Source organism: Streptomyces parvus (assembly GCF_032121415.1).
GTDB lineage: Bacteria > Actinomycetota > Actinomycetes > Streptomycetales > Streptomycetaceae > Streptomyces > Streptomyces globisporus_A.
Genome location: NZ_CP135079.1, coordinates 2,108,324 through 2,133,142 on the forward strand (window position 1 = coordinate 2,108,324; position 24,819 = coordinate 2,133,142).

22 protein-coding genes and 2 tRNA genes are annotated in these 24,819 nt (G+C 70.4%); 10 read left to right on the forward strand and 14 right to left on the reverse strand.

The window, feature by feature from the left end; translation table 11 throughout:
• Positions 1–33: 33 nt before the first annotated feature.
• From RNL97_RS10415 to RNL97_RS10430, 4 genes are all read right to left on the reverse strand, one after another.
• The gene (locus RNL97_RS10415) at positions 34–717 is read right to left on the reverse strand and encodes an ATP-dependent Clp protease proteolytic subunit (protein ID WP_006124415.1); all 684 of its coding nucleotides are present in this window, start codon (positions 715–717) and stop codon (positions 34–36) included.
• Between the two features lie 82 nt (positions 718–799).
• A complete protein-coding gene (locus tag RNL97_RS10420; protein WP_030577274.1) occupies positions 800–1,405 on the reverse strand; it encodes an ATP-dependent Clp protease proteolytic subunit in 606 nt (201 codons plus the stop codon).
• Positions 1,406–1,702: 297 nt separating this feature from the next.
• The gene (gene tig / locus RNL97_RS10425; protein WP_030577272.1) at positions 1,703–3,106 is read right to left on the reverse strand and encodes a trigger factor; all 1,404 of its coding nucleotides are present in this window, start codon (positions 3,104–3,106) and stop codon (positions 1,703–1,705) included.
• A gap of 150 nt (positions 3,107–3,256) precedes the next feature.
• Positions 3,257–3,333, reverse strand: a tRNA-Pro gene (locus tag RNL97_RS10430).
• A gap of 189 nt (positions 3,334–3,522) precedes the next feature.
• Here RNL97_RS10430 and RNL97_RS10435 point away from each other — a divergent pair.
• Positions 3,523–3,596 (forward strand) — tRNA-Gly (locus RNL97_RS10435).
• Positions 3,597–3,672: 76 nt separating this feature from the next.
• Here the strand turns inward: RNL97_RS10435 and RNL97_RS10440 are convergent.
• Positions 3,673–3,867, reverse strand: a complete 195-nt coding sequence (locus RNL97_RS10440; RefSeq protein ID WP_006124418.1) for a hypothetical protein — start codon at positions 3,865–3,867, stop codon at positions 3,673–3,675.
• Between the two features lie 500 nt (positions 3,868–4,367).
• Between RNL97_RS10440 and RNL97_RS10445 the strand changes: the two genes are divergently transcribed.
• Positions 4,368–5,534: an acyltransferase family protein gene (locus tag RNL97_RS10445; RefSeq protein WP_243314032.1), complete on the forward strand. Its 1,167-nt coding sequence runs from the start codon at positions 4,368–4,370 to the stop codon at positions 5,532–5,534.
• Positions 5,535–5,634: 100 nt separating this feature from the next.
• Here RNL97_RS10445 and RNL97_RS10450 read toward each other — a convergent pair whose 3' ends face one another.
• On the reverse strand, positions 5,635–6,135 hold the full coding sequence (locus tag RNL97_RS10450; protein WP_030577264.1) for an HD domain-containing protein: 501 nt from the start codon (positions 6,133–6,135) through the stop codon (positions 5,635–5,637).
• A 236-nt stretch (positions 6,136–6,371) separates the two neighbouring features.
• Here RNL97_RS10450 and RNL97_RS10455 point away from each other — a divergent pair, with 236 nt between their 5' ends.
• Complete coding sequence (locus RNL97_RS10455) at positions 6,372–7,550, forward strand: cation:proton antiporter (RefSeq protein ID WP_030577261.1); 1,179 nt, start codon at positions 6,372–6,374, stop codon at positions 7,548–7,550.
• Positions 7,551–7,669: 119 nt separating this feature from the next.
• On the opposite strand, the gene RNL97_RS10460 is transcribed toward RNL97_RS10455, so the two are convergent.
• The 3 genes from RNL97_RS10460 to RNL97_RS10470 all read right to left on the reverse strand — a co-directional run bounded on the left by RNL97_RS10460 (position 7,670) and on the right by RNL97_RS10470 (position 10,334).
• Positions 7,670–8,764: a PP2C family protein-serine/threonine phosphatase gene (locus RNL97_RS10460; RefSeq protein WP_279344389.1), complete on the reverse strand. Its 1,095-nt coding sequence runs from the start codon at positions 8,762–8,764 to the stop codon at positions 7,670–7,672.
• Between the two features lie 159 nt (positions 8,765–8,923).
• Entirely contained in the window at positions 8,924–9,757 is an 834-nt protein-coding gene (locus RNL97_RS10465) for an Fpg/Nei family DNA glycosylase (RefSeq protein WP_313750609.1), read from the reverse strand.
• 88 nt (positions 9,758–9,845) lie between these two features.
• A complete protein-coding gene (locus tag RNL97_RS10470; protein WP_030077742.1) occupies positions 9,846–10,334 on the reverse strand; it encodes a ribose-5-phosphate isomerase in 489 nt (162 codons plus the stop codon).
• Between the two features lie 261 nt (positions 10,335–10,595).
• Between RNL97_RS10470 and RNL97_RS10475 the strand changes: the two genes are divergently transcribed.
• Together RNL97_RS10475 and RNL97_RS10480 are read left to right on the forward strand one after the other, a co-directional pair.
• A complete protein-coding gene (locus RNL97_RS10475) occupies positions 10,596–12,029 on the forward strand; it encodes an amino acid permease (RefSeq protein WP_030577245.1) in 1,434 nt (477 codons plus the stop codon).
• Between the two features lie 85 nt (positions 12,030–12,114).
• Positions 12,115–13,422, forward strand: coding sequence for an FAD-binding oxidoreductase (locus RNL97_RS10480; protein WP_243314033.1), 1,308 nt, complete (start codon positions 12,115–12,117; stop codon positions 13,420–13,422).
• Positions 13,423–13,429: 7 nt separating this feature from the next.
• Here RNL97_RS10480 and RNL97_RS10485 read toward each other — a convergent pair whose 3' ends face one another.
• Positions 13,430–14,023 carry a biotin transporter BioY gene (locus RNL97_RS10485; protein ID WP_030577239.1) on the reverse strand — a complete coding sequence of 198 codons (594 nt, stop codon included), beginning with the start codon at positions 14,021–14,023 and terminating at the stop codon, positions 13,430–13,432.
• A 286-nt stretch (positions 14,024–14,309) separates the two neighbouring features.
• Here RNL97_RS10485 and RNL97_RS10490 point away from each other — a divergent pair, with 286 nt between their 5' ends.
• The 3 genes from RNL97_RS10490 to RNL97_RS10500 all read left to right on the forward strand — a co-directional run bounded on the left by RNL97_RS10490 (position 14,310) and on the right by RNL97_RS10500 (position 18,653).
• A complete protein-coding gene (locus tag RNL97_RS10490; RefSeq protein ID WP_243314034.1) occupies positions 14,310–15,764 on the forward strand; it encodes an amino acid permease in 1,455 nt (484 codons plus the stop codon).
• Positions 15,765–15,885: 121 nt separating this feature from the next.
• Entirely contained in the window at positions 15,886–17,361 is a 1,476-nt protein-coding gene (locus RNL97_RS10495; RefSeq protein ID WP_243314035.1) for an amino acid permease, read from the forward strand.
• A 221-nt stretch (positions 17,362–17,582) separates the two neighbouring features.
• On the forward strand, positions 17,583–18,653 hold the full coding sequence (locus tag RNL97_RS10500) for a glycerophosphodiester phosphodiesterase family protein (RefSeq protein ID WP_243314036.1): 1,071 nt from the start codon (positions 17,583–17,585) through the stop codon (positions 18,651–18,653).
• Between the two features lie 55 nt (positions 18,654–18,708).
• Here the strand turns inward: RNL97_RS10500 and RNL97_RS10505 are convergent, their stop codons facing one another.
• Both RNL97_RS10505 and tkt read right to left on the reverse strand, forming a co-directional pair.
• Positions 18,709–19,380 carry a Dps family protein gene (locus RNL97_RS10505; protein ID WP_030577227.1) on the reverse strand — a complete coding sequence of 224 codons (672 nt, stop codon included), beginning with the start codon at positions 19,378–19,380 and terminating at the stop codon, positions 18,709–18,711.
• Between the two features lie 80 nt (positions 19,381–19,460).
• The gene (gene tkt / locus RNL97_RS10510) at positions 19,461–21,695 is read right to left on the reverse strand and encodes a transketolase (RefSeq protein ID WP_030577224.1); all 2,235 of its coding nucleotides are present in this window, start codon (positions 21,693–21,695) and stop codon (positions 19,461–19,463) included.
• A 308-nt stretch (positions 21,696–22,003) separates the two neighbouring features.
• On the opposite strand from tkt, the gene RNL97_RS10515 reads away from it, so the two are divergent.
• Positions 22,004–22,645 (forward strand): superoxide dismutase, encoded by a 642-nt coding sequence (locus RNL97_RS10515; RefSeq protein ID WP_030577221.1) that lies wholly within the window; start codon positions 22,004–22,006, stop codon positions 22,643–22,645.
• A gap of 295 nt (positions 22,646–22,940) precedes the next feature.
• The gene (locus tag RNL97_RS10520) at positions 22,941–23,594 is read left to right on the forward strand and encodes a CatB-related O-acetyltransferase (RefSeq protein WP_030577217.1); all 654 of its coding nucleotides are present in this window, start codon (positions 22,941–22,943) and stop codon (positions 23,592–23,594) included.
• A gap of 86 nt (positions 23,595–23,680) precedes the next feature.
• On the opposite strand, the gene RNL97_RS10525 is transcribed toward RNL97_RS10520, so the two are convergent.
• Positions 23,681–24,067 carry a nuclear transport factor 2 family protein gene (locus tag RNL97_RS10525; protein WP_030577214.1) on the reverse strand — a complete coding sequence of 129 codons (387 nt, stop codon included), beginning with the start codon at positions 24,065–24,067 and terminating at the stop codon, positions 23,681–23,683.
• An 84-nt stretch (positions 24,068–24,151) separates the two neighbouring features.
• Positions 24,152–24,772 carry a helix-turn-helix domain-containing protein gene (locus tag RNL97_RS10530; RefSeq protein WP_050499940.1) on the reverse strand — a complete coding sequence of 207 codons (621 nt, stop codon included), beginning with the start codon at positions 24,770–24,772 and terminating at the stop codon, positions 24,152–24,154.
• Positions 24,773–24,819 lie beyond the last annotated feature (47 nt).

The window sequence follows — 24,819 nt, forward strand, 5'->3', positions numbered from 1 at the left end:
GCAAACGGAATGTGCCAAGGGGAAAGACCGACGTCAGAGCGATGCGCCCGCGGTGGTCTTGCGGGTGGAAACGATCTGGTCGACCAGACCGTACGCCAGGGCGTCCTCGGCCGTGAGGATCTTGTCGCGCTCGATGTCCTCGCTGATCTTCTCCAGCGGGGTCGTCGAGTGCCGGGCGAGCATCTCCTCCAGCTGCGTACGCATACGGAGGATCTCGTTGGCCGCGATCTCCAGGTCGGAGAGTTGCTCGCGGCCCGTCTGCGAGGACGGCTGGTGGATGAGGACCCGGGCGTGCGGGAGCGCCATGCGCTTGCCCGGGGTGCCGGCGGCGAGCAGGACGGCGGCGGCGGAGGCCGCCTGGCCCATGCAGACCGTCTGGATGTCCGGCTTCACGAACTGCATCGTGTCATAGATCGCGGTGAGCGCCGTGAACGAGCCGCCGGGGCTGTTGATGTAGATCGAGATGTCGCGGTCGGGGTCCATCGACTCCAGGCACAGCAGCTGCGCCATGACGTCGTTGGCCGAGGCGTCGTCGATCTGGACGCCGAGGAAGATCACGCGCTCCTCGAAGAGCTTCGCGTACGGATCGTACTCGCGCACACCCTGCGAGGTGCGCTCCACGAAGCGCGGGACGACGTAGCGGTTGTCCACCTGCGGGCCGGTGTAGAGGCCGCTCGCGGAGGCGCCGGAGAAGTTGTTCATGTGGGTGTTCACCATCCTGGTGGCGTTCTGGGGCTGGAGGTCTCGGCGTACGAGACGGTGGTGCGGGAGTGGTGCCGACGGTCCGGTGGTTACCGGATCAGGCACCGGTGCCGCCGCCGCCCGGGATGCCCGACGCGAACGTGATGATCTCGTCGATGAGGCCGTAGTCCTTGGCCTCCTCCGCCGTGTACCAGCGGTCACGGTCGCCGTCGCGGATGATCGTCTCGACGGTCTGGCCGGAGTGGCGGGCGGTGATCTCCGCCATCCGCGTCTTGGTGCGGAGCAGGTACTCGGCCTGGATCTTGATGTCCGAGGCCGTGCCACCGATACCGGCCGAACCCTGGTGCATGAGGATGTCGGTGTTCGGGAGCGCGAAGCGCTTGCCCGAGGCGCCGCCGGTGAGCAGGAACTGGCCCATGGAGGCGGCCATGCCCATGCCGATGGTGACGACGTCGTTGGGGATGTACTGCATGGTGTCGTAGACCGCCATGCCGGCCGTCACCGAACCACCGGGGCTGTTGATGTAGAGGTAGATGTCCTTGTCCGGGTCGGCGGCAAGGAGGAGAAGCTGTGCGGTGATCTTGTTGGCGATGTCATCGTCGACCTGCTGACCGAGGAAGATGATGCGCTCGCCGAGCAGTCGGCTGTAGACCTGGTCACCGAGGCCACCACCGAGGGACGGCTCTCCGGCGGCGTAGGGCATCAGATTCGTCACGTATCCACCTGCTCGTCTCTGACGGCTCCGGCCGTCTCAGCGTCTTCGTACCGGGCGGGTGAAGTCACTGCTCCACCCTTCCTCTTCATGGACCCTAACGCGCAGGTGGGACAACGCCATCCCGCTTCCGCAACTGTTCGCTGGGAGCGCAAGGTCCGCAGTGGGCACAAGGGTTCCGGGGCCGCACGGCGATCCGGCGCGCTACGACGACGGGCCCCGAACACAGGATGCGTTCGGGGCCCGTCGTGACGATCAGCGCGAGGCTGTCACGGGTCGGAGCGAGGCTCAGGCCTCGTTCTTCTCCTCGGCCTTGTCCGCCTTCTCCTCGGTGGCGGCCTCGGCCGTCTCCGAGGCCTCGGTGGCCTCCGCGGTGTCCTCGTCGTCCTCCAGGTCGACGATCTCACCGTTGGTGTCGACGACCTTGGCGGCCTCGACGACGACGGCGAGCGCCTTGCCCCGGGCGACCTCGCCGACGAGCATCGGCACCTGGCCACCCTCGACGACGGCCTGGGCGAACTGGTCGGGGCTCATGCCGGAGGAGGCAGCACGCCTCATGAGGTGCTCGGTGAGCTCCTCCTGGTTGACGTTCAGCTTCTCCTTGTTGACGAGCTCGTCAAGGATGAACTGGGTCTTGATGCCCTTGATGGCCTGCTCGGAGGTCTCGTTCTCGAACTCCTCCAGGGTCTTGCCCTGGATCTCGAGGTACTTCTCCAGGTCGAGGCCCATCTGGCCGAGCTGGTGGTGCTCCAGGTTGTGCTTGCGGGTCTGGACCTCGTCCGCGAGCAGCTTCTCCGGGATCGGGACCTCGGCGAGCTTCAGCAGCTCCTCCAGGACGCGCTCCTGGGCCTGCGTGGCCTGGTCGTACTGCTTGGTGGTCTCCAGGCGCTTGCGGCTGTCGGCCTTCAGCTCCTCCAGCGTGTCGAACTCGCTGGCCATCTGGGCGAAGTCGTCGTCCAGCTCGGGGAGCTCACGGGCGGCGACGGCGGTGACCTTGACGGTGACCTCCGCGTCCTTGCCCTCGGCGGAGCCGCCCTTCAGCTGGGAGGTGAAGGTGGCCTCGCCACCGGCCTCCAGGCCGGTCACGGCCTCGTCGATGCCGTCGAGGAGCTCGCCGGAACCGATGGTGTACGAGACACCGTCGGCCACGCCGTCCTCCAGGACCTCGCCGTCGACCTTGGCCTGCAGGTCGATCGTGACGACGTCGCCGTCGGCGGCGGCGCGCTCGACCGGGTTGGTGGAGGCGAAGCGCTCGCGGAGCTGCTCCACCGCCTTCTCGACCTCTTCGTCGGTGACCTCGAGGGCGTCGACGGTGACCTCGATGCCGGAGTAGTCCGGGATCTCGATCTCGGGGCGTACGTCAACCTCGGCGGTGAAGGCCAGCAGCTCGCCGTCCTTCAGCTCGGTGATGTCGACCTCGGGCTGGCCGAGGACGTTCAGCTCACCCTCGTTGACCGCCTCGGTGTAGAACTTCGGGAGGGCGTCGTTGACGGCCTCCTCCAGCACCGCACCGCGGCCGAACCGCTGGTCGATGACCCGGGCGGGGATCTTGCCCTTGCGGAAGCCCTTCACCGTGACCTGCTGGTTGATCTTCTTGTACGCCGCGTCGAGGCTGTCCTTGAGCTCCTCGAAGGGCACCTCGATGCTGAGCCGAACCCGAGTCGGGTTCAGGGTCTCCACGGCGCTCTTCACGGTTCGGTCTCCTTGGTGGCTGACTTCTTGGGGTTCTGCTGGGCCGCCGAGTGACGGCTTCGCGGACCGAGCCCGGTACATCAGACACACGGGCACGCATTTTGCATAGTAACGGCAAGGGGGAGGACTCCCACAATGCGATCTTGCTGGTGGTCGGGGTGGCCGGATTCGAACCGACGACCTTCCGCTCCCAAAGCGGACGCGCTACCAAGCTGCGCCACACCCCGTCGGTGCGACACGTAGGGTACATGCACGGCGACCGGGGATCCGCCGCTTTACGGAGCGGCCCCACCGGGCCGGGGGGCGGTCGCGGCACGGCCGACACCGGCGGCCGGCACAACGGGTGTGCGGGCACCGCCGCCGACCCGCTACGATGCTCTTCGTGCCGCGGTCCACAAACCTGCGGTGCGACGCTTGCGGGCGTAGCTCAATGGTAGAGCCCTAGTCTTCCAAACTAGCTACGCGGGTTCGATTCCCGTCGCCCGCTCCACGCAGTCGAGGGCCCGGGCCGGAGGATGATCCTCCGGCCCGGGCCCTCGCGCTGTGCGCGACGGACCGCTCCGCGCTCAGAAGCTGATCTGGTTGATGGTGTCGGCCAGCGAGTTCATGAACCTGTTGATCGACGGCGCCATGCCGGTCGATGCCAGGAAGAAGCCGAAGAGCACGGCGACGATCGCGGGTCCGGGCTTGATGGAGCCGCTACGGATCATTACCACCAGGATGACCGCGAACAGCAGCACCATAGACAGTGATATAGCCACGTCTGATCACACCCTCGGTCGGTCCGCCTTGCCGGCCCGGAAGCGTGCACCACTGCGCGCCCCGTCGCCCCCATCGTGCCACCAACTCCCCCGTGGTTGCTGCCGGGTGACGGAACGGAGTGACGGGATCCCGCCATCCTTGACGGCCGGGACCGTCGCGGCGGTGGGTGCCGGCGCGGGGCCGCGGCCGCGCCGCGCCCGGACAGCGGGCGGGAGCCGGACCCCTGCGCCGCTTCCTGTGCGCCGACTGTGAATACCCGGCGGCCGAATATCCGTCACCGCGATCGTTTCCACATCCCCACATTTCATTCACAGCCAATTGACGGCATGGATGCGACGTAATTCACTCCGGCCAACTGCCCGGCGATATGCCCTGTTTAAGCGGGATCAATGCTGCCATAGCGGGCAGTGTTCGACGGTTTCACATTCGAATGGAGGGGAACACGCGATATCTCCCCGGAGTTTTACGCGAGGCAATCGACCGGTCTAAGGTGCCTTAGATGTTCCAAGCTCCGAGCGTATTTCAGAGGGCCCCGCTCCCACCGGCGACCCGGGAGTCGGAGCCCAGACACACGCAGACGCTCACCGCCACCGCGCCCCGGACCGCCCCCGGGGCCAGCGCTCCGGTCGCCGCCGCTCCGGCGTCCGCGGGGGCGAAGAAGCGCGACCCCTACTTCGACAACGTGAAGTATCTGGCCATCGTCCTCGTCGCGGTGGCACACGCCTGGGAACCCGTGATGGACGGCAGCCGGGCCACCCGGGCGCTGTACATGATCGTTTACATGTTCCACATGCCGGCGTTCATCCTCGTCTCCGGCTATTTCTCCCGGTCGTTCGACATGACGGCCCCCAAGGTGAAGCGGCTGATCACCTCGGTCGCGGTGCCGTACGTGGTGTTCGAGACGGCCTATTCGCTCTTCAAGCGGTACGCGGACGATTCGCCCGACATGGCGATCAGTCTGGTGGACCCGTTCTTCCTGACCTGGTTCCTCATCGCCCTGTTCATCTGGCGGGTGACCACGCCGGTCTGGCAGGCGATCCGCCATCCGCTGCCGGTGGCCCTCGCCATCGCCGCGCTCGCCTCCGTCTCCCCCGACATCGGCGACGACCTCGATCTCCAGCGGGTGCTGCAGTTCCTGCCGTTCTTCGTGCTCGGCCTGCTGCTGAAGCCCGAGCACTTCCAGCTGGTCAGGCGGCGCGAGGTGCGGCTGCTGTCCCTGCCGCTGTTCGCCGGTGCGCTGGTCTTCGCGTACTGGGCCGCCCCGCGCATGCAGCTCGGCTGGTTCTACCGCGCCAACAGCGCCCAGGAGATGGGCGCTCCGTGGTGGTCGGGCGCGGTGATGACGCTCGCGATGTTCGGCTGCGCCCTGGTGCTGACGGTGGGCTTCCTGGCCTGGGTGCCCGGCCGGGCGAGGTGGTTCACGGTGCTCGGCGCCGGCACGATCTGCGGCTATCTGCTGCACGGCTTCCTGATCAAGGGGGCCGAGTACGCGGGCCTGTTCGACCGCTACACCTGGCTCTCCGACCCGGTCGGACTGGTCGCCGTCTCGCTCGTGGCGGCGGTGGCCGTGACGCTCATGTGCGCCCCGCCGGTGGGCCGCGCGCTGAAATGGGCCACCGAGCCGGACATGAACTGGGCTTTCCGGAAGGTCTCCGCGCGGCGCTGAGCCCCGGCGGCCCGGAGCCTCCACCGACCCGGTCGCCGCCCTCTCCGCCGCCCTCCGCGCCACTCCCCCTGATCCACCCGCCGGCCCCGCCGCGGGTGGATCAGTGCGTTTCCGGGTTGGCCGAATTCTTTCGGTCCGAGGGTGATTCGCCGCCGACCAGCCCCAGCAGCCCCCGCACCTGCGCATACTTCGCCGTCAGCCGGGTACGGGTCGGCTCGTCCAGGGCCGCCAGGCGGGCGGGATCCGCGTTGTGGGCGAGATCCGCCTCTTTGACGAGCAGCGCGCCCGGGGTGGCGAGGATCCGCGCGGTGTACGAGGGCAGCTCCTCCCCCGGCCGCTTGGTCACCGCCAGGACCATGTCCTTCACCTCCTGCGGCAGGGCGGCGGCCGCCAGCCACTCGGCGGAGAGCGCGTCGTCCTCGACCGCGTCGTGGAGCCAGGCCGCCGCGATCTGCCCGTCGTCGCCGCCGCGTACCCGTACGCCTTCGGCCACCGCCGCGAGGTGTTCCACGTACGGGCGGCCCGCCTTGTCGCTCTGCCGCGCATGGGCCTCGCGGGCGATGGCCTCCACCTCGGAGACGCTCAGATGCCGTCCAGTCATGGGCCGACCCTACGGCCGCGTCCGGGGCCGGATTCCGAACGCGACGCTCCCGCAACGGTGTTGACGAGACCGCTTAACCGAATCAAGCGGACAAACACAGACAATCTGACGGACCCATAGTTGCAGTGTCAATCGTTCGGTAAACTAATTACTGATGGATTCTTGATGCCCCCTTGACCAGCTCTTGACCGACCCGAAGGACCAGGCTCATCGGACACGCAGACACCCTCCTCGCCATGGGCGGCGCCTTCCTGGCCGCTGCCGTCCTCGCCCGCCTCGGCGGCCGTATCGGGCTGCCGACGATTCCCCTGTTCATCCTGGCCGGGATCCTCCTCGGCCCGCACACCCCCGGATACACGCTCCTCTCCAACCCGCACGACCTGGAGATGCTCTCCGCGCTGGGACTCGTCCTCCTGCTCTTCTACCTGGGGCTCGAGTTCCACATGGACGACCTCAAGACGGGCGGCCGGAAGATGGCCATCGCGGGCGGGACGTATCTCGTCCTGAACGTCGGCGCCGGTCTGATATTCGGCTTCGCGCTCGGCTGGGGCACCTCGGAGGCGCTGGTCCTCGCCGGTGTCCTCGGTATCTCCTCGTCCGCGATCGTCACCAAGATCCTGGTGGACCTCGGGCGCATCGGTAATCCGGAGACCCGCCCGATCCTCGGCATCATCGTCGTCGAGGACATCTTCCTCGCCCTGTACCTCGCCGCGCTCCAGCCGATCCTGTCCGGTGCGGACAGCCTCTCAGCCGCGCTGATCGACGGCGGCAAGGCCTTCGGGTTCCTGCTGCTGCTCGCGCTGGCGGCCCGGTTCGGCACGAAGCTCATCGGCAAGCTCATGAACACCAAGGACGACGAGCTGCTCGTCATCTCGTTCCTGGGTGCGGCCGTCTTCGTCGCCGGTGTCTCGGAGATGTTCGGCGTCGCCGACGCTATCGGCGCGTTCATGGTCGGCCTGATGCTCGGCTCCACCTCGTCGGGCGACCGCATCCTCAAGTTAGTCCACCCGCTGCGGGACGCCTTCGGCGCCATCTTCTTCTTCGCCTTCGGCCTCTCCATCGACCCGGGTGACCTGCCGAGCGTGCTGTGGCCGGTGGTTGCGGCCGTGGTGCTGACGCTCGCCATGAACATCGCGGCCGGACTCGCGGCGGCGAAGGTGTACTCCTTCGGCGCCCAGGCCACGTCCAACATCGCCACGACGCTGGTGGCCCGCGGTGAGTTCGCGCTCATCCTGGCCACGATGGCCGCAGCCGCCGGACTGGACGAGCGGCTCTCGCCGTTCATCGCCGGCTACGTCCTCCTGCTCGCCGTCCTCGCGCCGCTGGCCGCCGGACGCTCGCACTGGCTGGCCCGCATCCTGCCGGGCGGCCGCAAGAAGGACGACCACCAGGAGCAGGTGCCGGTCTCGGTCTGACCGGCACCTGCGGAGCACCACCGGACGGCGGAGAGGCACCCCGCGAACCGGCCCCGGGTGACGGGCGCCTCTCCGCCGTCCGGGGGGCCGCCCGGCCCCCTGGGGGTGCCGGAGGGAGCTCAGGCCCGGCGGGAGAGCAGCAGCAGCGCCCGGTCGTCGTTGACGTCCTTGGCGCATGCCTCGATCAGATGCCAGGCCGCGCCCTCGAAGCCGGTGGAGACATAGCGGTCGGCCTCGCCCGTCAGCCGGTCGATGCCCTCGGCGATGTCCCGGTCGGATGCCTCCACCAGACCGTCGGTGAAGAGCATCAGGACGTCGCCGGGCGCGAGCGAGCCCTTCACCGCGTCGAACTCGGCCCCGTCGTAGACGCCGAGCAGGGGCCCCTCCCCCGACTTCTCCTCCCACTGACCGCTGCCCGCGTGCAGTTGGAGGGCGGGAGGATGGCCCGCGGAGTAGATCTCGTAGTCGCCCGACTCCAGGTCCAGCACCAGGTGGATGGAGGTGGCGAATCCCTCGTCCCAGTCCTGGCGCAGCAGATAGCCGTTGGCGGCGGGCAGGAAGGCGTGCGGGGCCAGCGAGCCGAGGAGCCCCCCGAAGGCCCCGGACAGCAGCAGGGCCCGGGAGCCCGCGTCCATGCCCTTGCCGGAGACGTCGGTGAGGACGGCTTCCAGCGTGCGGCCCCCGTGGGTGCGGGCCGCGACGACGAAGTCCCCCGAGAACGACTGGCCGCCGGCCGGGCGCAGGGCCATCTCACGGTGCCAGCCCTGGGGCAGCCGGGGCAGGGAGCTCTGGACCCGGATGCGTTCGCGCAGGTCGAAGAGCATCGTGCCGCCGCGCCGCCAGGGCACGCCGACCCGGGCCCGGAACTGGGCGAGGATCAGCCCGAAGAACCCGCAGGCGGCGACCACGAGCACGGTGCCCGGGGTGACCCGGGCGGGGCCGTCCAGATACGGGCCGAGGGTGAGCGCCTCGATGATCAGCGCGCCGGCGGCCGTCGCGTACAGGCCCAGCAGGCTGGAGGGGCGCAGCAGGAGGCCGCCCGCCACGATGGGCAGGGCGAGGGCGGCCGGGTCGATCCAGACCGGGCTGACGACGGTGGCGAAGGTGATGGCCGGGATCGTCAGCAACAGGCCGGCCAGGGCGATCCAGTCGGAGCCGTCGCCGCGGAAGTAGTCGACCCCGGATTTGCGCAGCCCGATACGGACCCGGTGCATCTTTCTGCGCCACCGGGCCCAGAAGTCGTCTGTTCCTCCGCTACGGGCCACTGCCGGGACCTTATCCACCCGAACGCCTTCGGTGCAGGGGGACCCCGGTGACAATGCGCTCGAAATGGGGTTGTCCGCGCGTTCGCATCGGCCTCCTTCGGGCGGATTTCAGCCTTTTCCGCCGTCCGAGGGGCCGGAGGGCTGGCACCCGGGGCACCAGAAGAGGTTGCGCGAGACCAGGTCCGCGGTGCGGATCTCCGTACCGCAGATGTGGCAGGGCAGGTCGGCGCGCCGGTAGACGTAGACCTCGCCGCCGTGGTCGTCCCTGCGGGGCGGGCGGCCCATGGCCTCGGGGAGGTGTTCGGGGCGGACGGTGTCGATGCGGTTGTTGCGTACGCCCTCGCGCATCAGCTCCCCCAGGTCCGCCCAGATCGTGTCCCACTCGGCGCGGGTGAGGTCCCGGCCCGTGCGGTACGGGTCGATGCCGTGGCGGAAGAGGACCTCGGCGCGGTAGACGTTGCCGACGCCCGCGATGACCTTCTGGTCCATCAGCAGGGCGGCGATGGTGGTCCGGCTGCGGGAGATCCGCTGCCAGGCGCGCCCCCCGTCCTCGTCGCCGCGCAGCGGGTCCGGGCCCAGGCGCTCGTGTATCGCGCGCTTCTCGGGCTCGGTGATCAGGGCGCAGGTGGTGGGGCCGCGCAGATCCGCGGAGTGGCCGGCGTTGACCAGGCGGAGGCGGACGGTGTCGGTGGGCGGCGGGGGCGGGGCGGCGCCGAAGCCGAGCTTGCCGAAGAGGCCGAGGTGGATGTGGACCCAGCCGGTGTCGCCGAAGCCGAGGAAGAGGTGTTTGCCGTGGGCGTCGGTGGCGGTGAGGGTGTGCCCGTCGAGCAGGGCCGCGCTGTCGGAGAACTTCCCCTGCGGACTGCTCACCCGGACCGGCGCGCCCGCGAACCGCTCGGCGTGGTCGTTGGCGAGACGGCGGATGGTGTGTCCCTCGGGCACGACGGGGCTCCTGCGGATGAGGCCGGCGGTGGCATGGCCGTGCCGCCGGGTCCGGGACCCGGCGGCACGCAAGGGGTGGGAGCGGCGGTCAGCCCTGCTGGGGGTGGTGGGCCGGGATCGGGGGGAGCTCGCCGGTGTTCTCGTACGCCGAGAGCATCTCGATGCGGCGCGTGTGGCGCTCCTCGTTCGAGTACGGCGTGGAGAGGAAGATCTCGACGAACTTCGTGGACTCCTCGACCGTGTGCATCCGGCCGCCGATCGCGACGACGTTGGCGTCGTTGTGCTCGCGGCCGAGGGCGGCGGTCTGCTCGCTCCAGGCGAGTGCCGCGCGGACGCCCTTGACCTTGTTGGCGGCGATCTGCTCGCCGTTGCCGGAGCCGCCGATCACGATGCCGAGGCTGTCCGGGTCGGCGGCCGTCTTCTCGGCGGCCCGCAGGCAGAACGGCGGGTAGTCGTCCTGGGCGTCGTAGATGTGGGGGCCGCAGTCGACGGCCTCGTGGCCGTGGGCGCCGAGCCACTCGACGAGGTGGTTCTTGAGTTCGTAGCCGGCATGGTCGGATCCGAGGTACACGCGCATGGTGCGAAGTGTGGCACGAACTTCGCGGGGTAACCGTCAGCGGGGTCGAGAGGCCCGATTCGATGATTCGCAGGCGCGGGCCCGCCTTTCTGTGGCGAACACCACTTGGGCAACGATCCGGCAAACGATCCGAAAGAGGGGGTTCCCCTTCCGCCTTGTATCGGGCTTGAATGCGTGGCCTTGTCTTCGCACACCCCACGGGCACGATCCAACGGCGGAGCAGGGCACACCCTCATGCTCGACAAGGTAAGGAATCCCCCCATGACGTCGCAGACGACGCTGGCGAAGCCGGGCCGGGAGCCCGGTGAGCCGGACCGGCCGGACTCGTCGGGCGGGCTTCAGGCAGGCCTGAAGAACCGCCACCTCTCGATGATCGCGATCGGCGGCGTGATCGGCGCCGGGCTCTTCGTGGGATCGAGCGCGGGCATCGCTGCCGCGGGACCGGCGATCCTGATCTCGTACGCGATGGTCGGCCTGATGGTCGTCCTCGTGATGCGGATGCTCGGCGAGATGGCCGCCGCCCGGCCGAGCTCCGGCTCCTTCTCCGCCTACGCCGACCAGGCGCTGGGCCGTTGGGCCGGTTTCTCCATCGGCTGGCTGTACTGGTTCTTCTGGGTCGTGGTGCTCGCCGTCGAGGCCACGGCGGGCGCGAAGATCCTGGAGAGCTGGATCCCGGGTGTGCCCCAGTGGGCCTGGGCGCTGATCGTGATGGTCGTGCTGACCGCCACCAACCTGGTGTCGGTGGGCAGTTACGGCGAGTTCGAGTTCTGGTTCGCCGGGATCAAGGTCGTGGCCATCGCCGCGTTCGTGGTCGTCGGCCTCCTCGCCGTCTTCGGGCTGCTGCCCGGTTCGGACAACCCGGGGTCGGGCCTGGCCCATCTGACGGACAGCGGCGGGTTCTTCCCCGAGGGGCCGGGTGCGATCCTGACCGGTGTGCTGATGGTCGTGTTCTCGTTCATGGGCAGTGAGATCGTGACGCTGGCCGCCGGCGAGTCGGCCGACCCGCAGCGCGCGGTGTCGAAGGCCACCAACAGCGTGATCTGGCGTATCGCGGTCTTCTACCTCGGCTCGATCTTCGTCGTGCTGACGCTGCTCCCGTGGAACGACCCGTCGATCCTGGAGAAGGGCAGCTATGTCGCCGCCCTCGACTCGATCGGGATCCCGCAGGCCGGCAACGTCATGGACTTCATCGTGCTGACGGCCGTGCTGTCCTGCCTCAACTCCGGCCTCTACACGGCCTCCCGGATGGCGTTCTCGCTCGGTGAGCGGGGCGACGCGCCGAAGTCCTTCGCCAAGGTCAACCAGCGCGGTGTGCCGCAGGCGGCGATCCTGTCCTCGGTCGTCTTCGGCTTCGTGGCGGTGTTCTTCAACTACCAGTGGCCGGACACGGTGTTCCAGTTCCTGCTGAACTCCTCCGGCGCGGTCGCGCTCTTCGTGTGGCTGGTCATCTGCTTCACGCAGCTGCGGATGCGCGGGATCATCCTCCGTGAGAACCCGGGCAAGCTGGTCGTACGGATGTGGCTCTTCCCGTACCTCACCTGGGCGACGATCGCGGCGATCTCCTTCGTCCTGGTCTACATGCTGACCGACGACACCGCCCGCGAGCAGGTCGTGCTGTCGCTGCTGGTCGCGGCTCTGGTGGTGGGCATCTCGCTGTTCCGGGAGATGCGCAACCGGAAGGCCGTCGCGAAGTGACGCATACCTGACGGAAGATGTCAGGCTTCCCGGGGAGGCTCTTCTTCGTACCGCCCAGAACGCGAACGAAGGAGAGCCTCCCCTCATGGTTTCCGCAGGCGCCGAAGGACCCACCACCCCCGCCGGTCCCGCCACCTTCCAGACCGGCTTTCCGATCCGGCCCGACCGGCTGATCGAGGCCCGTACCCCCGACGACGTACGGGAGGCCGTGGCGTACGCCGCCGGGCACGGGCTCCGGCTGACCGCGCACGCCACCGGGCACGGGCTGTCCGGGGCGGTCGAGGGCGGCGTCCTGGTGGTCACCCGCGGCCTGGACTCCGTCACCGTCGATCCGGTCGCCCGCACCGCCACGATCGGCGCGGGCGCGACCTGGGGCGCGGTGGCCGCGGCGGCGGCCCCGCACGGTCTCGCCCCGCTCAACGGCTCGTCGCCCTCGGTGGGCGCGGTCTCGTACACGCTGGGCGGCGGACTGGGCATCCTCGCCCGGCAGTTCGGGTACGCCGCCGACCATGTCCGGGCCCTGGAAGTGGTGACCGCCGACGGGGTGCCGCACCGGGTCGCACCGGAGCGCGAGCCGGAGCTGTTCTGGGGGCTGCTCGGCGGCGGGCGCCGGCTGGGAGTGGTGACCTCGCTGGAGATCGGTCTGGTGGCGGTGGAGCGGCTGTACGGGGGTGTGATCGCCTTCGACGGGGAACGGGCGGCCGAGGTGGTGGCCCGCTATCTGGAGTGGACCCGGACCGTGCCGGAGACCCTGACGTCATCCCTGGCCGCGCTGCCCTACCCGGACCTGCCGCAGGTGCCGGAGAAGGTGCGCGGGCGGTACGTCGTCTCGGTGCGGGTCGCGTTCACGGGTGACGCGGCCGAGGGCGAGCGGCTGGTGGCCCCGCTGCGGGCGATCGGGCCGGCCCTGGAGGACTCGTTGCGGGAGATGCCGTACGCGCAGAGCCCGACGATCCACAACGACCCGCCGTTCCCGCACGCGTACTACGGGGAGGGGCTGATGCTCCGGGAGCTGGACGCGGGGCGGGCCGCGCGGGTGCTGGAGCTGACCGGGCCCGGGGCGCCGATGATGAACGTGGTGCAGCTCAATCACCTCGGCGGGGCGTTGGCCGAGCAGCCGGAGGCGGCGAGCGCCGTGCCCTACCGGGACGCGGGCTTCCTGCTGCGGCTGCTGTCGCCGCTGGGCGGTACGGACGTGCCGTCGGTGCGCGCGCTGTACGGGGAGGTGTCCGGGGCGTTGGGGCCGCTCGTCCAGGGGCGCGCGGCCAACTTCTGCTTCGGCGGCGGGGACCGTACCGCCGGGTTCCATGAGCCGGAAACGGCGAAGAGGCTCGCCGGTCTGGTCTCCCAGTACGATCCGGCGGGCCTCTTCGGGGGGCCTTACGAGGGCTGAGGGCTGGTCAGCCGCGGCGGCCGAGCAGCTTCCAGGTGGTCGGCAGGAGGCCCATGGCCAGCGCCGCCTTGAGGGCGTCGCCGATCAGGAACGGGGTGAGGCCGGCCGCGACGGCGGCGCTCATCGACATCCCGGTGGAGAGCGCCAGGTAGGGCACGCCGATGGCGTAGATGATCGCGGAGCCGAGGACCATCGTGCCCGCGGTGCGCAGCACGGAGCGGTCGCCGCCGCGGCGGGCGAGGGCGCCGACGACGGTGGCGGCCAGGAGCATGCCGAGGACATAGCCGAGGGACGGCATGCTCCAGCCCGAGCTGGCCTCGGCGAACCACGGCATGCCGGCCATCCCGACGAGGGCGTACAGCGCGAGGGAGAGGAATCCGCGGCGGGCGCCCAGCGCGGTGCCGATGAGGAGCGCGGCGAAGGTCTGGCCGGTGACCGGGACCGGGGAGCCGGGGACCGGGACGGCGATCTGGGCCGCGATGCCGGTCAGGGCCGCGCCGCCGAGGACGAGGGCCGCGTCCACGGCGTAGCGGTGCCGGGCTGCGGGCAGCAGGTCGGCGAGGACCGCTCCGGAGCGGACGGGGGCGGCAGCAGTGCTCATCGGGACTCCGCGGGTGAGGGCAGGTGGGCCGGGGCGGCCCCCGGCGGTCGGGGTGGGTCGGGCTCCCGCCGACGTTAGCCCACGGGTCAACGCTCGTTCACCATCAGCCGCCCACAAAGCGGCGGTTGATGGGTTGGTGGGATTCACACAAAGCCTGCGGCGCAATCACGTCCGCGCGTGACGCTCGTCACGGAGGTCGGGGAGGTGGCGGTCGGTTTTGGCGGGAGAGGGACCGCGGCCCCAGACTGTAGGTTCCCGATAAAGCATCCGAGAGTGAACCGCACCCATGCACGAGGCTCCCCCCACTCCTCCCTCCCCCTCGCCCGCCCCCGCCGAGCCGCTGTCACACGGGCTCAAGCAGCGCCATCTGACGATGCTGGGGCTCGGCGGGGTGATCGGGGCGGGGCTGTTCGTGGGCTCGGGCGCCGGGATCGCGGTGGCGGGGCCCGCGATCGTCGTCTCGTATCTCATCGCGGGGGCGCTCGCGATGCTGGTGATGCGGATGCTGGGCGAGATGTCGGCCGCGATGCCCGCCTCCGGTTCGTTCTCCGTGCACGCGGAGCGGGCGCTCGGGAGGTGGGCCGGGTTCAGCGTCGGCTGGCTCTACTGGTTCCTGCTGGTGGTGGTCCTCGCGGTGGAGGCGACGGCGGCCGCGCAGATCGCCCACGGCTGCGTTCCGGGCGTAGAACCCTGGGCGTGGGTGCTGCTGTTCATGGTGGTGTTCACCGTGGCGAACCTGACGGCGGTGAAGAACTTCGGCGAGTTCGAGTTCTGGTTCGCCGCCTTGAAGGTCGGCGCGATCGTGGTCTTCCTGGTGCTCGGCGGACTGGCGGTCTTCGGCCTGCTCCCGGACACCGACCCGGTCGGGATGACCAACCTGACCGCCCGGGGCGGCTTCCTGCCGAACGGCTGGAGCGGGGTCGTCTCCGGGGTGCTGACCGTGGTGTTCGCCTTCGGCGGGCTTGAGGTCGTGACCATCGCCGCCGCCGAGACGGACGACCCGGCGCGTGCGGTGGGGCGGGCGGTCCGCAGCGCGGTGGTGCGCATCCTCTTCTTCTACGTCGGCTCGATGCTGGTGATCGTGAGCGTGCTGCCGTGGACCGCGCAGCAGGCCGGGCTGAGCCCGTATGTGAAGGTGCTGGACGCGATCGGGGTGCCGTCGGCCGGGCAGATCATGAACATCGTGGTGTTCGTGGCGCTGCTCTCCGCGCTCAACGCCAATCTGTACGGCTCCTCCCGGATGATCTTCTCGCTGGCGGAGCGCGGGGAGGCGCCGCGCGGACTGCTGAAGGTCTCGGGCGGTTCTCCGGGCAAAGCGGCCGGGGTGCCTCGGCGGGCCGTGCTGGCCTCGGTGGCCTTCGGTTTCGTCTCCGTCCTGCTCAATCTGCTCTGGCCCGACACGGTGTTCCTCTACATGCTCAACTCGGTCGGCGCGGTCCTGCTCTTCGTCTGGGCGCTGATCGCCGCCTCCCAGCTGCGGCTGCGCGCCCGGCTGGAACAGGAGGCTCCCGGCGCGCTCGCGCTGCGGATGTGGTGGTTCCCGTATCTGACCTGGGTGACGCTGGCGGGGCTGTCGGGCGTGCTGCTGCTGATGCTGACCGACGACGCGGCCCGGCCGCAGGTGCTGTGGTCGGCCGGGGCGACAGCGCTGGTGCTGCTGGTGGCGGTGGGGCGTGAGCGGCGGGAACGTCAGGGATCCCGCTGGCGTGACCAGGAGCGCTCGGCGTTTACCGATCGGTAGGCGCGTGTGCACCTTGTGTGAGCCTGGTGACCGTATAGCGGACAGCCATTCCGTGTGAGCGGTACGGATGCCCAGACTGTGGGTTCGCCCCCTTGTCTCAGCTACCGAACAGAGTTCGTCCATGCCTCGGACCTCCGCCTCTCCCCCCACCGCCGGCTCCGCGGCCCCCGCAGGGCCCTCGGCGGACTCCGCGCTCACCCACGGCCTCAAGCAGCGCCACCTCTCGATGATCGCCCTCGGCGGGGTGATCGGTGCCGGGCTCTTCGTCGGCTCGGGCGCCGGGATCGCCGCCGCCGGACCGTCGATCATGGTCGCGTACGCCATATCCGGGCTGCTCGTCATGATGGTGATGCGCATGCTCGGCGAGATGTCGGCCGCCAACCCGGCGTCCGGCTCCTTCTCCGTGCACGCCGAGCGGGCGATCGGCCCGTGGGCCGGGTTCACCGCGGGCTGGTCCTTCTGGTTCCTGCTCTGCGTCGCCGTGGGCCTGGAGGGCATCGGCGCCGCGCAGATCGTCAGCGGCTGGCTGCCGGGGACCCCGGAGTGGGCCTGGGTCGCCCTGTTCATGGTGATCTTCCTCGGGACCAACTTGGCCGCCGTGAAGAACTTCGGCGAGTTCGAGTTCTGGTTCGCCGCGCTCAAGGTCATCGCGATCACGCTGTTCCTGGGGCTCGGCCTGCTGGCGATCTTCGGCGTGCTGCCCGACACGGACGCACCCGGCCTCACCAACCTCACGGGGGACGGCGGCTTCCTGCCGAAGGGCATGGACGGCTTCATCATCGGCCTCCTCGCCTCCGTCTTCGCGTACGGCGGTCTGGAGACCGTCACCATCGCGGCGGCCGAGTCCGAGAACCCGGTGCAGGGCGTCGCGAAGGCGGTCCGTACGGCGATGTGGCGCATCGCGGTCTTCTACATCGGCTCGATGGCGGTCATCGTCACGCTGGTCCCGTGGGACGACCCGAAGGTCGCCGAGGTCGGCCCGTTCTACGCGATGCTCGACCACCTGGGTGTGGGGAGCGCGGCGCAGATCATGAACGTGGTCATCCTCATCGCGCTGCTCTCCGCGATGAACGCCAACATCTACGGCGCGTCCCGGATGGCCCGTTCGCTGGTCGCCCGCGGCCAGGGCCCGTCCGTGCTCGGCAGGATCTCCTCGGGTGTGCCGCGCAACGCGGTGATGTTCTCCTCGGTCTTCGGGTTCCTGTGCGTGCTGCTCAGCTACTGGCGGCCTGACGACGTCTTCCCCTGGCTGCTGAACATGATCGGCGCGGTGATCCTGGTGGTGTGGATCTTCATCGCGGTCTCGCAGCTGATCCTGCGCCGGCGCACCGAGCGGGAGGCGCCTCAGACGCTGGTCGTAAGGATGTGGTTCTTCCCCGTCGGGACGATCGTCGCGCTCGCGGCCATGGCGGGGATCTTCCTGCTGATGCTGCGCCAGCCGGACACCCGTGACCAGCTGCTGGCCACGGGGGCGCTGACGGTGGTGCTGATCGGCCTCGGCCTCCTGCGGCAGCGGCGGCGGGGCGACGAGGGCGCCGACGACGGCACAGGCACGGGGGCCGGCACCGCGGCCGAGATCCCGGCGCAGCGCCAGTAGGTACGGCACAGCTCCCGCACGGCCGCTACGAGCGCCGGGCTCCTCCTCGTACGATCGGGGCGGAGCCCGGCGTTTCGGCGTTCTCGGCCTCTCGCGTTCCGGTGCCGGGCCCGGCGCGGCGCGCATCCGTGGCCGACAGGACATCGCAGGGCCGGGCGCCGTACCCCGGGCCGTCACCCGTTCTCGCTTCCGTGATGGCTCACCCCACCCGAGGAGCCGTCATGTCCGTTGCCCCCAGGCGCCGTTCGATCCTCCTGGCCACCGCCGCCGTCACCGCCGCGGCCACCGCCCCGGCCGTCGCCGCCCCCGCCGGCGACCGCCACCCCCACCGCCCGTCGGGGCCCCTGGTCATCGGGCATCGCGGGGCGGCGGGCTGGCGGCCCGAGCACACCGCCGACGCGTACACCTATGCCGTACGGGCCGGGGCCGACTGGATCGAGCCGGACCTCGTGCCGACGAAGGACCATGTCCTGGTCGTGCGGCACGAGAACGAGATCGGCGGGACGACGGACGTCGCCGACCGCCCGGAGTTCGCGGACCGGCGCACCACGAAGACGGTCGACGGCAAGACGGTGACCGGCTGGTTCACCGAGGACTTCACGCTGCGCGAGCTGCGGACGCTGCGCACGGTGGAGCGGCTGCCGCTGGTCCGCGACCGCAACACGGTCTTCGACGGGCGGGGCCGGGTGCTGACGTTCCAGGAGGTCGTGGACCTGGCGCGGCGGCTGTCGCGGGAGTCGGGCCGGCGGATCGCGGTGTTCCCGGAGACGAAGCACCCGACGTACTTCCGCTCGATCGGGCTGCCGCTCGAGGAGGAGCTGATCCGGGTGATCCGCCGCAACCGGCTGACCGCCCGGGACTGTGTCGTCCAGTCCTTCGAGCCAGACAGCCTGCGCCGGGTGGCCGCCGCCCGCCTGGGCCTCCCGCTGTGGCAGGCGCTGGGCACGAGCGGCGGCCCGTACGGGCACGGGATCACCTACCGGGACATGATGACCCCGGCCGGGCTGCGCGAGATCGCCTCGTACGCGCGGTGGATCGGCCCGGACAAGTCCTCGCTGGTCCCGCCGAACACCCTGCTGGCGGACGCCCACGCGGCGGGCCTGAAGGTCGGCGCATACACCTTCCGGGCGGAGAACCAGTACCTCCCGGCCACGTACCGGCGGGGCACCGACCCGAACGCCTTCGGTGACGCGTTCGCCGAGTACGCCTTCCACTACGGGCAGGGCGTGGACGCGGTGGTGACGGACTTCCCGGACGTCGCGGTACAGGCCAGGGAGGACCTGCGGGGGTAGCGGGCGGCCGGCGCCGGAGCTCAGGCGGAGCGTCCGGGCCGGCCGCCGCCCCTTCTCAACGCGTGGTGCGCCGGCTCGCCGTGGTCTTCTTGACCGCCTTCTTGGCGGTCTTCTTCGCCGGGGCGGGCAGCGCCGTCTTCTTGGCGGGGGCGCGCTTGGCGGCGGCCCGCTTCGGGGACGCCGCTTCGGCCGCCGCCTTCTCGGTGTCGGCTCCGGCGTTCGACAGGGAGCCGGAGCCGGACTCCAGATGGGCCCGGACGAACCACTGGAACTGTTCCAGGCCGCGCAGGTGCTCGATGAGCAGGTCCTCGGTGACGGGGTCGATCTCGCCGGCCTTCTCGACCGCCTCGCGGTGGTCCTCGATGATCCCGGTGTAGACGAGGTCCAGGGCGCCGAGATGGGCGATGGCGTCGGCGCGCCCGACGCTGTAGTCGTCCCAGGTGCGCTCCCTGACCAGGGCGCCCGGGGTGCCGTTCGGCTCGCCGCCGAGGGCGGAGATCCGCTCGGCGGCGGCGTCGGCCATCTCCCGTACGGCGGCGGTCTGCGGGTCGAGCATCTCGTGGACGGCGATGAAGTGCGGCCCGACCACGTTCCAGTGGATGTGCTTGAGGGTGAGCGCGAGGTCGTTGAGCGCGTGCAGACGCAGCGTCAGGAGGTCGATGACCTGACGGCCCTCGTCGGCGCTGAGGCCGGGGACGGTGTAGCGGGGGGTGCGTGCGGGGGCCATGGGCTCCTCTTTCCGAAGACGGTTCTTCCTGGGGACGATCGATCGATGGCAGCTTCGGGGGCGGCGGGGCAGGCGATGGTCTAGCCGACGTCCCCGGTACCGCCGCCCGTCGGGGTCGCGCCGGGGCGCTCCCCGCCGGGCCGGACGGGGCCGGCTGCCGCGCGGATGCTCTCCCGGGCGGCTTCGGCGACCGCGCCGGGCGTGATGCCGAACTCCTCGTACAGGCGCTGGTAGGCGGCGGACGCGCCGAAGTGCTCCAGGCTGACCATGCGGCCCGCGTCGCCCACCACGTCCCGCCAGCCCTGGGCGACGGCCGCCTCGACGCTCACCCGGGCCCGGACCCCGGGCGGCAGCACCTCGTCCTGGTAGGCGTACGGCTGGTCGGCGAACCACTCGCGGCAGGGCATCGAGACCACGCGCGCGTCGACCCCGTCGGCGGCCAGCAACTCCCGTGCCTCCAGGGCGATGTGGACCTCCGATCCGGTGCCGACGAGGATGACCTCCGGGGTGTCGCCGCGGCTGTCGGCGAGGACGTAACCGCCTCGGGCGGCCCCCTCGGCGGAGGCGTACGCGCCGTCGCCCCCGCCCCGCTCCAGGACCGGAAGCGGCTGCCGGGTCAGGGCGAGGCCGGCGGGCCGGTCGGGGTGCTCCAGGACGGTGCGCCAGCAGACGGAGGTCTCGTTGGCGTCGGCGGGCCGTACGACGTCGAGGCCGGGGATCGCGCGGAGTGCGGCCAGTTGCTCGACGGGCTGGTGGGTGGGGCCGTCCTCGCCGAGGCCGATGGAGTCGTGGGTCCAGACGTAGGTGACCGGCAGCTTCATCAGGGCGGCGAGGCGGACGGCCGGGCGCATGTAGTCGCTGAAGATCAGGAACGTACCGCCGTAGGGGCGGGTGAGGCTCTGGAGCGCGATGCCGTTGAGGATCGCACCCATGGCGTGCTCCCGGATGCCGAAGTGGAGCGTGCGGCCGTACGGGTTGCCGGGGAACTCGCCGGTCTGCTTGGACTCCGGTACGAAGGACGGCTCGCCCTCCATGGTGGTGTTGTTGCTCCCCGCGAGGTCGGCCGAACCGCCCCACAGCTCGGGCAGCACGGGGGCCAGCGCGGTGAGCACATCGCCGGAGGCCTTGCGGGTGGCGATGCCCTTGGGGTCGGCGTCGAAGACGGGCAGGCTGTCGGTCCAGCCCTCCGGGAGCCGCTGTTCCCGCAGCCGGTCGAGGAGGGCGGCGCGCTCGGGGTGGGCGGCGCGCCACACCTGGTAGCGGGGCTCCCAGGCACGATGGGCCGCGGCCCCGCGCCCGACGACTGCGCGGGCGTGCTCCAGTACGTCGTCCTCGACGGTGAAGTCGGCGTCCGGGTCGAAGCCGAGCAGCTTCTTGGTCGCGGCGACCTCGTCGTCGCCGAGCGCGGAACCGTGGGCCTTGCCGGTGTTCTGCTTGGTGGGCGCGGGCCAGCCGATGATCGTGCGCAGCAGGATCAGGGAGGGCCGCCCGCTCTCGCTCTTCGCGGCCTCGACGGCGGCGAGCAGGGCGTCGACGTCCTCGACGTAGTCACCGGTCCGGGTGAAGTCGACCGTCTGGACGTGCCAGCCGTACGCGGCGTAGCGGGCGGTGACGTCCTCGCTGAAGGAGATGTCGGTGTCGTCCTCGATGGAGATGTGGTTGGAGTCGTAGAAGACGATCAGATTGCCGAGCTCCTGGTGTCCGGCCAGCGAACTGGCCTCGGACGTCACGCCTTCCATCAGGTCGCCGTCGGAGGCGACGACGTACACATGGTGGTCGAAGGGGCTGGTGCCGGCGGGCGCGTCGGGGTCGAGGAGACCGCGCTCCCTGCGGCCCGCCATGGCCATGCCGACGGCGGAGGCCAGCCCCTGGCCGAGCGGCCCGGTGGTGATCTCGACGCCCCGGGTGTGGCGGTACTCGGGGTGGCCGGGGGTGGTGGAGCCCCAGGTGCGCAGCGCCTTGAGGTCGTCCAGCTCCATCCCGTACCCGCTCAGGTAGAGCTGGAGGTAGAGGGTGAGGCTGGAATGGCCGCAGGAGAGCACGAAACGGTCCCGGCCGATCCACTGGTCGTCGGCCGGGTCGTGCCGCATCACCTGCTGGAAGAGCAGGTACGCCAGCGGGGCCAGGCTCATCGCGGTGCCCGGGTGGCCGTGGCCCGCCTTCTGCACGGCGTCGGCGGCCAGCGTCCGCACAGTGTCGACGGCGCGGACGTCGAGCGGCCCCCAGCCCGCCGCCTCCGCCAGGGGCGGGGCCAGTCGTGGATCGCGGCCACGGTCCGGGCCGTCCGTCGCTTCGGGGGCGTTGGGGGGTGCCATCAATTCCTCCTGGTCAGCGGGGTGGGCGGGCTGCGGGCGGCGCGCACGCGGTCCCGGCACCGGCCGCCCGGCTGCTGGGCCGGGTCCCCCGGAACGACGGGACCAAACGCGCGACGGCGTACGCAGCACTGAAGTAGGAGCAAATCACCTTTGCCCGGCAAAACGGGGAAGGGCGGGCTCACTGGTCCTAGGCCGAAGGGCTGATCACTTGGCGGACGATCCTGCTGTTAGCCTGCTTTCAGGTTGCTCCTGCATATAGGTTGCAATAACAACTGGACGGCATTCCCAGCAGTCGGAGGGTTCGAACCATGGCCACGTACACGCTCCCGGAACTCCCGTACGACTACGCGGCGCTCGAACCGGTCATCAATCCGCAGATCATCGAGCTGCATCACGACAAGCACCACGCCGCATACGTCAAGGGCGCGAACGACACCCTGGAGCAGCTGGAGGAGGCCCGCGACAAGGAGGCCTGGGGAGCGGTCAACGGCCTCCAGAAGAACCTCGCGTTCCACCTCTCCGGCCACATCCTGCACTCGATCTACTGGCACAACATGACCGGCGACGGCGGCGGCGAGCCCCTCGCGGCGGACGGCGTGGGCGACCTCGCCGACGCGATCACCGAGTCCTTCGGCTCCTACGCGGGCTTCAAGTCCCAGCTGACGAAGGCCGCGGCCACCACTCAGGGGTCGGGCTGGGGTGTGCTCGCGTACGAGCCCGTCAGCGGCAAGCTGATCGTCGAGCAGGTCTACGACCACCAGGGCAACGTCGGCCAGGGCTCGGTCCCGATCCTGGTCTTCGACGCCTGGGAGCACGCCTTCTACCTGCAGTACAAGAACCAGAAGGTGGACTTCATCGAGGCGATGTGGCAGGTCGTCAACTGGCAGGACGTGGCGAAGCGGTACGCCGCGGCGAAGGAGCGCGTGGACGTGCTGCTGCTCGCCCCCTGACGTGACGCCGACGCACCCCAGACGTCCTGCCTCGTGATCGTCTTCTCAACCTTCACCACGGCAGGCGGATGAACGGAGAGCCCCCGCGAGGACGTGACTCGCGGGGGCTTTCCCATGGCCGGCCCGTGCCCGCCGCGGGGCGGCGCAGGGGGTTGCCGGTCGGCGGGTCCGGAGCCGGATCCACCGCAGGGCCCCTTCCCGCCCGGGCGGGAAACGCCTCGCGGGGGGCCCGCCCCGAATGCCACGATGATCCGCGCACCCCTGCCCGCCCCTCACCCCGTCCCCGGAGCAACCCATGTCACCTGCCCCCGTCCCGGCGGACCCCGCCGTCCTGCACCCCATGCCCGGCCAGCCGCGCGTGGTGCAGCTGAAGCCGCTGGTCACCTCGGAGCTGATCGAGGTCGGCGACTACTCGTACTACGACGACCCCGAGCACGCCACGGAGTTCGAGACCCGGAACGTGCTGTACCACTACGGCCCGGAGCGCCTGGTGATCGGCAAGTTCTGCGCGCTGGCCACGGGGGTGCGGTTCATCATGAACGGCTCCAACCACCGCATGGACGGCCCGTCCACGTTCCCCTTCCCCACGCTCGGCGGCTCCTGGACCGACCACTTCGACCTGCTGACGAACCTCCCCGACCGGGGCGACACGGTGATCGGCAACGACGTCTGGATCGGCTACGAGGCGGTGATCATGCCCGGCGTCCGCATCGGCCACGGCGCGATCATCAGCGCCCGGTCCGTGGTCGTCTCGGACGTCCCGGACTACGGCATCGTCGGCGGCAACCCGGCCCGCCTGATCCGTACCCGGTACGAGGAGGCGGATATCGCACGCCTGCTGGCGGCGGCCTGGTGGGACTGGCCGGCGGAGCACCTCACGCGCCACATCCGTACGGTGATGTCGGGCACGGTGGCCGACCTGGAGGCGGCGGCGCCGGGGGGTGCGTAGGGGCGGCGGCCCGAGACGGCCGGGCACCCCGTACCGCCCGGCCCGGGGACCGGTTCAGGAGAAGGGCGGCGCCGGAGGAGAATGACTCAGGAGGCGGACGGCTCGATCTCCCCCGCGAAGACGATGACCTGGTCGATGAGGCTCCGCCGCAGATGGACGACGTCCGTTCCCGCCAGGCGGGGGCCTCCGCCCGGCGTCGTGAAGACCCACTGGTACCGGGCCCACTCGTCCGGCATGTCCACGGCCGAACAGCGCACCATCGTGCCGGTCCCCGCGGGGTGGCGCCGGATGTCCAGCACGAACCGCTCGACCGCCTCGATCCCCTCACTGCGGCCCAACGGCCCCCAGAAGACCACGTCCGAGGTGAGGGCCTGGGAGAGCAGCGCAGTCACAGAGCTGTCGTCCGAGGCGTTGAACGCGGAGATGAACGTGTCGATCGCAGACCTCGCGGTCTCTTCCTGGTCTTCCTGCATGCACCAGTAATACCAGTCGCCTCGCGGACCGCGCTCGTCCCGTGAGCCGCCTTCCGGCCGCGGTGAACCATCCCGGTCACAGCGCTAGGACGCCCCCGGCAGCCGGCTCCAGAAGTGGTCGACGATGTTCTCGACGTAGCGGCGGCCGTCCTCGCCGGATGCCGTGGTGCCGCCCGCCCGGCTCAGGGTGGCCGTCATCAGGGCCTGGTAGTCCTGTTGCATGGCCTGCAAAGGGGCCTTCAGGTCGCGGCGGTCCATGGAGACCAGCTTGGCGATGGCACGGATGTGGGCCTGCCAGCGGGTGGAGACCGCTTCGGTGAGGAGGCGGGCCAGCTCCTCCTCCAGTCTGGTGATCGCGATGAAGTCGCGCGGGGGGAGGCGGAGGACCTCGCCGAGCTTGACGGACTGCCGTTTGTCGCCGGTCCACCGACCGGTCTCCTCCATGAACAGGTACGCGTCGAGGGTCAGCCCCGTGGCGCGTGCGACGTCCTCGGCCGAGACGCCACGCGCGATGCGGTGTTCGAGCAAGGTGCCCGGGTGACCCATGAGTTCACTGGGTCGGCACCACAACGCGCCTGCCAGTGCGGTCAGTTCACCAGCGTCCGGAACGTGGGTGCCGCGTTCCCACGCGATCACGTGCTCGGGGGTGATGTGCGAGGTGCCGAAGGACGCGCGCATGCCGTAGGCGACATGACCGGGGGCCATCCCGAGCTTCTCGCGCAAGGCGCGCGCTGCCCGCGCGTTGAAGGGGA

Coding starts and splice junctions, on each gene's coding strand:
- RNL97_RS10450 (WP_030577264.1), bottom strand. CDS start 6,135: ATGACTGGACGGCATCTGAGCGTCTCCGAGGTGGAGGCCATCGCCCGC.
- RNL97_RS10460 (WP_279344389.1), bottom strand. CDS start 8,764: ATGCACCGGGTCCGTATCGGGCTGCGCAAATCCGGGGTCGACTACTTC.
- RNL97_RS10445 (WP_243314032.1), top strand. CDS start 4,368: ATGTTCCAAGCTCCGAGCGTATTTCAGAGGGCCCCGCTCCCACCGGCG.
- RNL97_RS10480 (WP_243314033.1), top strand. CDS start 12,115: ATGGTTTCCGCAGGCGCCGAAGGACCCACCACCCCCGCCGGTCCCGCC.
- RNL97_RS10520 (WP_030577217.1), top strand. CDS start 22,941: ATGTCACCTGCCCCCGTCCCGGCGGACCCCGCCGTCCTGCACCCCATG.
- RNL97_RS10495 (WP_243314035.1), top strand. CDS start 15,886: ATGCCTCGGACCTCCGCCTCTCCCCCCACCGCCGGCTCCGCGGCCCCC.
- RNL97_RS10525 (WP_030577214.1), bottom strand. CDS start 24,067: ATGCAGGAAGACCAGGAAGAGACCGCGAGGTCTGCGATCGACACGTTC.
- RNL97_RS10470 (WP_030077742.1), bottom strand. CDS start 10,334: ATGCGCGTGTACCTCGGATCCGACCATGCCGGCTACGAACTCAAGAAC.
- RNL97_RS10415 (WP_006124415.1), bottom strand. CDS start 717: ATGGTGAACACCCACATGAACAACTTCTCCGGCGCCTCCGCGAGCGGC.
- RNL97_RS10455 (WP_030577261.1), top strand. CDS start 6,372: ATGGGCGGCGCCTTCCTGGCCGCTGCCGTCCTCGCCCGCCTCGGCGGC.
- RNL97_RS10530 (WP_050499940.1), bottom strand. CDS start 24,772: ATGGCCCCCGGTCATGTCGCCTACGGCATGCGCGCGTCCTTCGGCACC.
- RNL97_RS10485 (WP_030577239.1), bottom strand. CDS start 14,023: ATGAGCACTGCTGCCGCCCCCGTCCGCTCCGGAGCGGTCCTCGCCGAC.
- RNL97_RS10490 (WP_243314034.1), top strand. CDS start 14,310: ATGCACGAGGCTCCCCCCACTCCTCCCTCCCCCTCGCCCGCCCCCGCC.
- RNL97_RS10515 (WP_030577221.1), top strand. CDS start 22,004: ATGGCCACGTACACGCTCCCGGAACTCCCGTACGACTACGCGGCGCTC.
- RNL97_RS10505 (WP_030577227.1), bottom strand. CDS start 19,380: ATGGCCCCCGCACGCACCCCCCGCTACACCGTCCCCGGCCTCAGCGCC.
- RNL97_RS10475 (WP_030577245.1), top strand. CDS start 10,596: ATGACGTCGCAGACGACGCTGGCGAAGCCGGGCCGGGAGCCCGGTGAG.
- RNL97_RS10420 (WP_030577274.1), bottom strand. CDS start 1,405: ATGCCCTACGCCGCCGGAGAGCCGTCCCTCGGTGGTGGCCTCGGTGAC.
- RNL97_RS10500 (WP_243314036.1), top strand. CDS start 17,583: ATGTCCGTTGCCCCCAGGCGCCGTTCGATCCTCCTGGCCACCGCCGCC.
- tkt (WP_030577224.1), bottom strand. CDS start 21,695: ATGGCACCCCCCAACGCCCCCGAAGCGACGGACGGCCCGGACCGTGGC.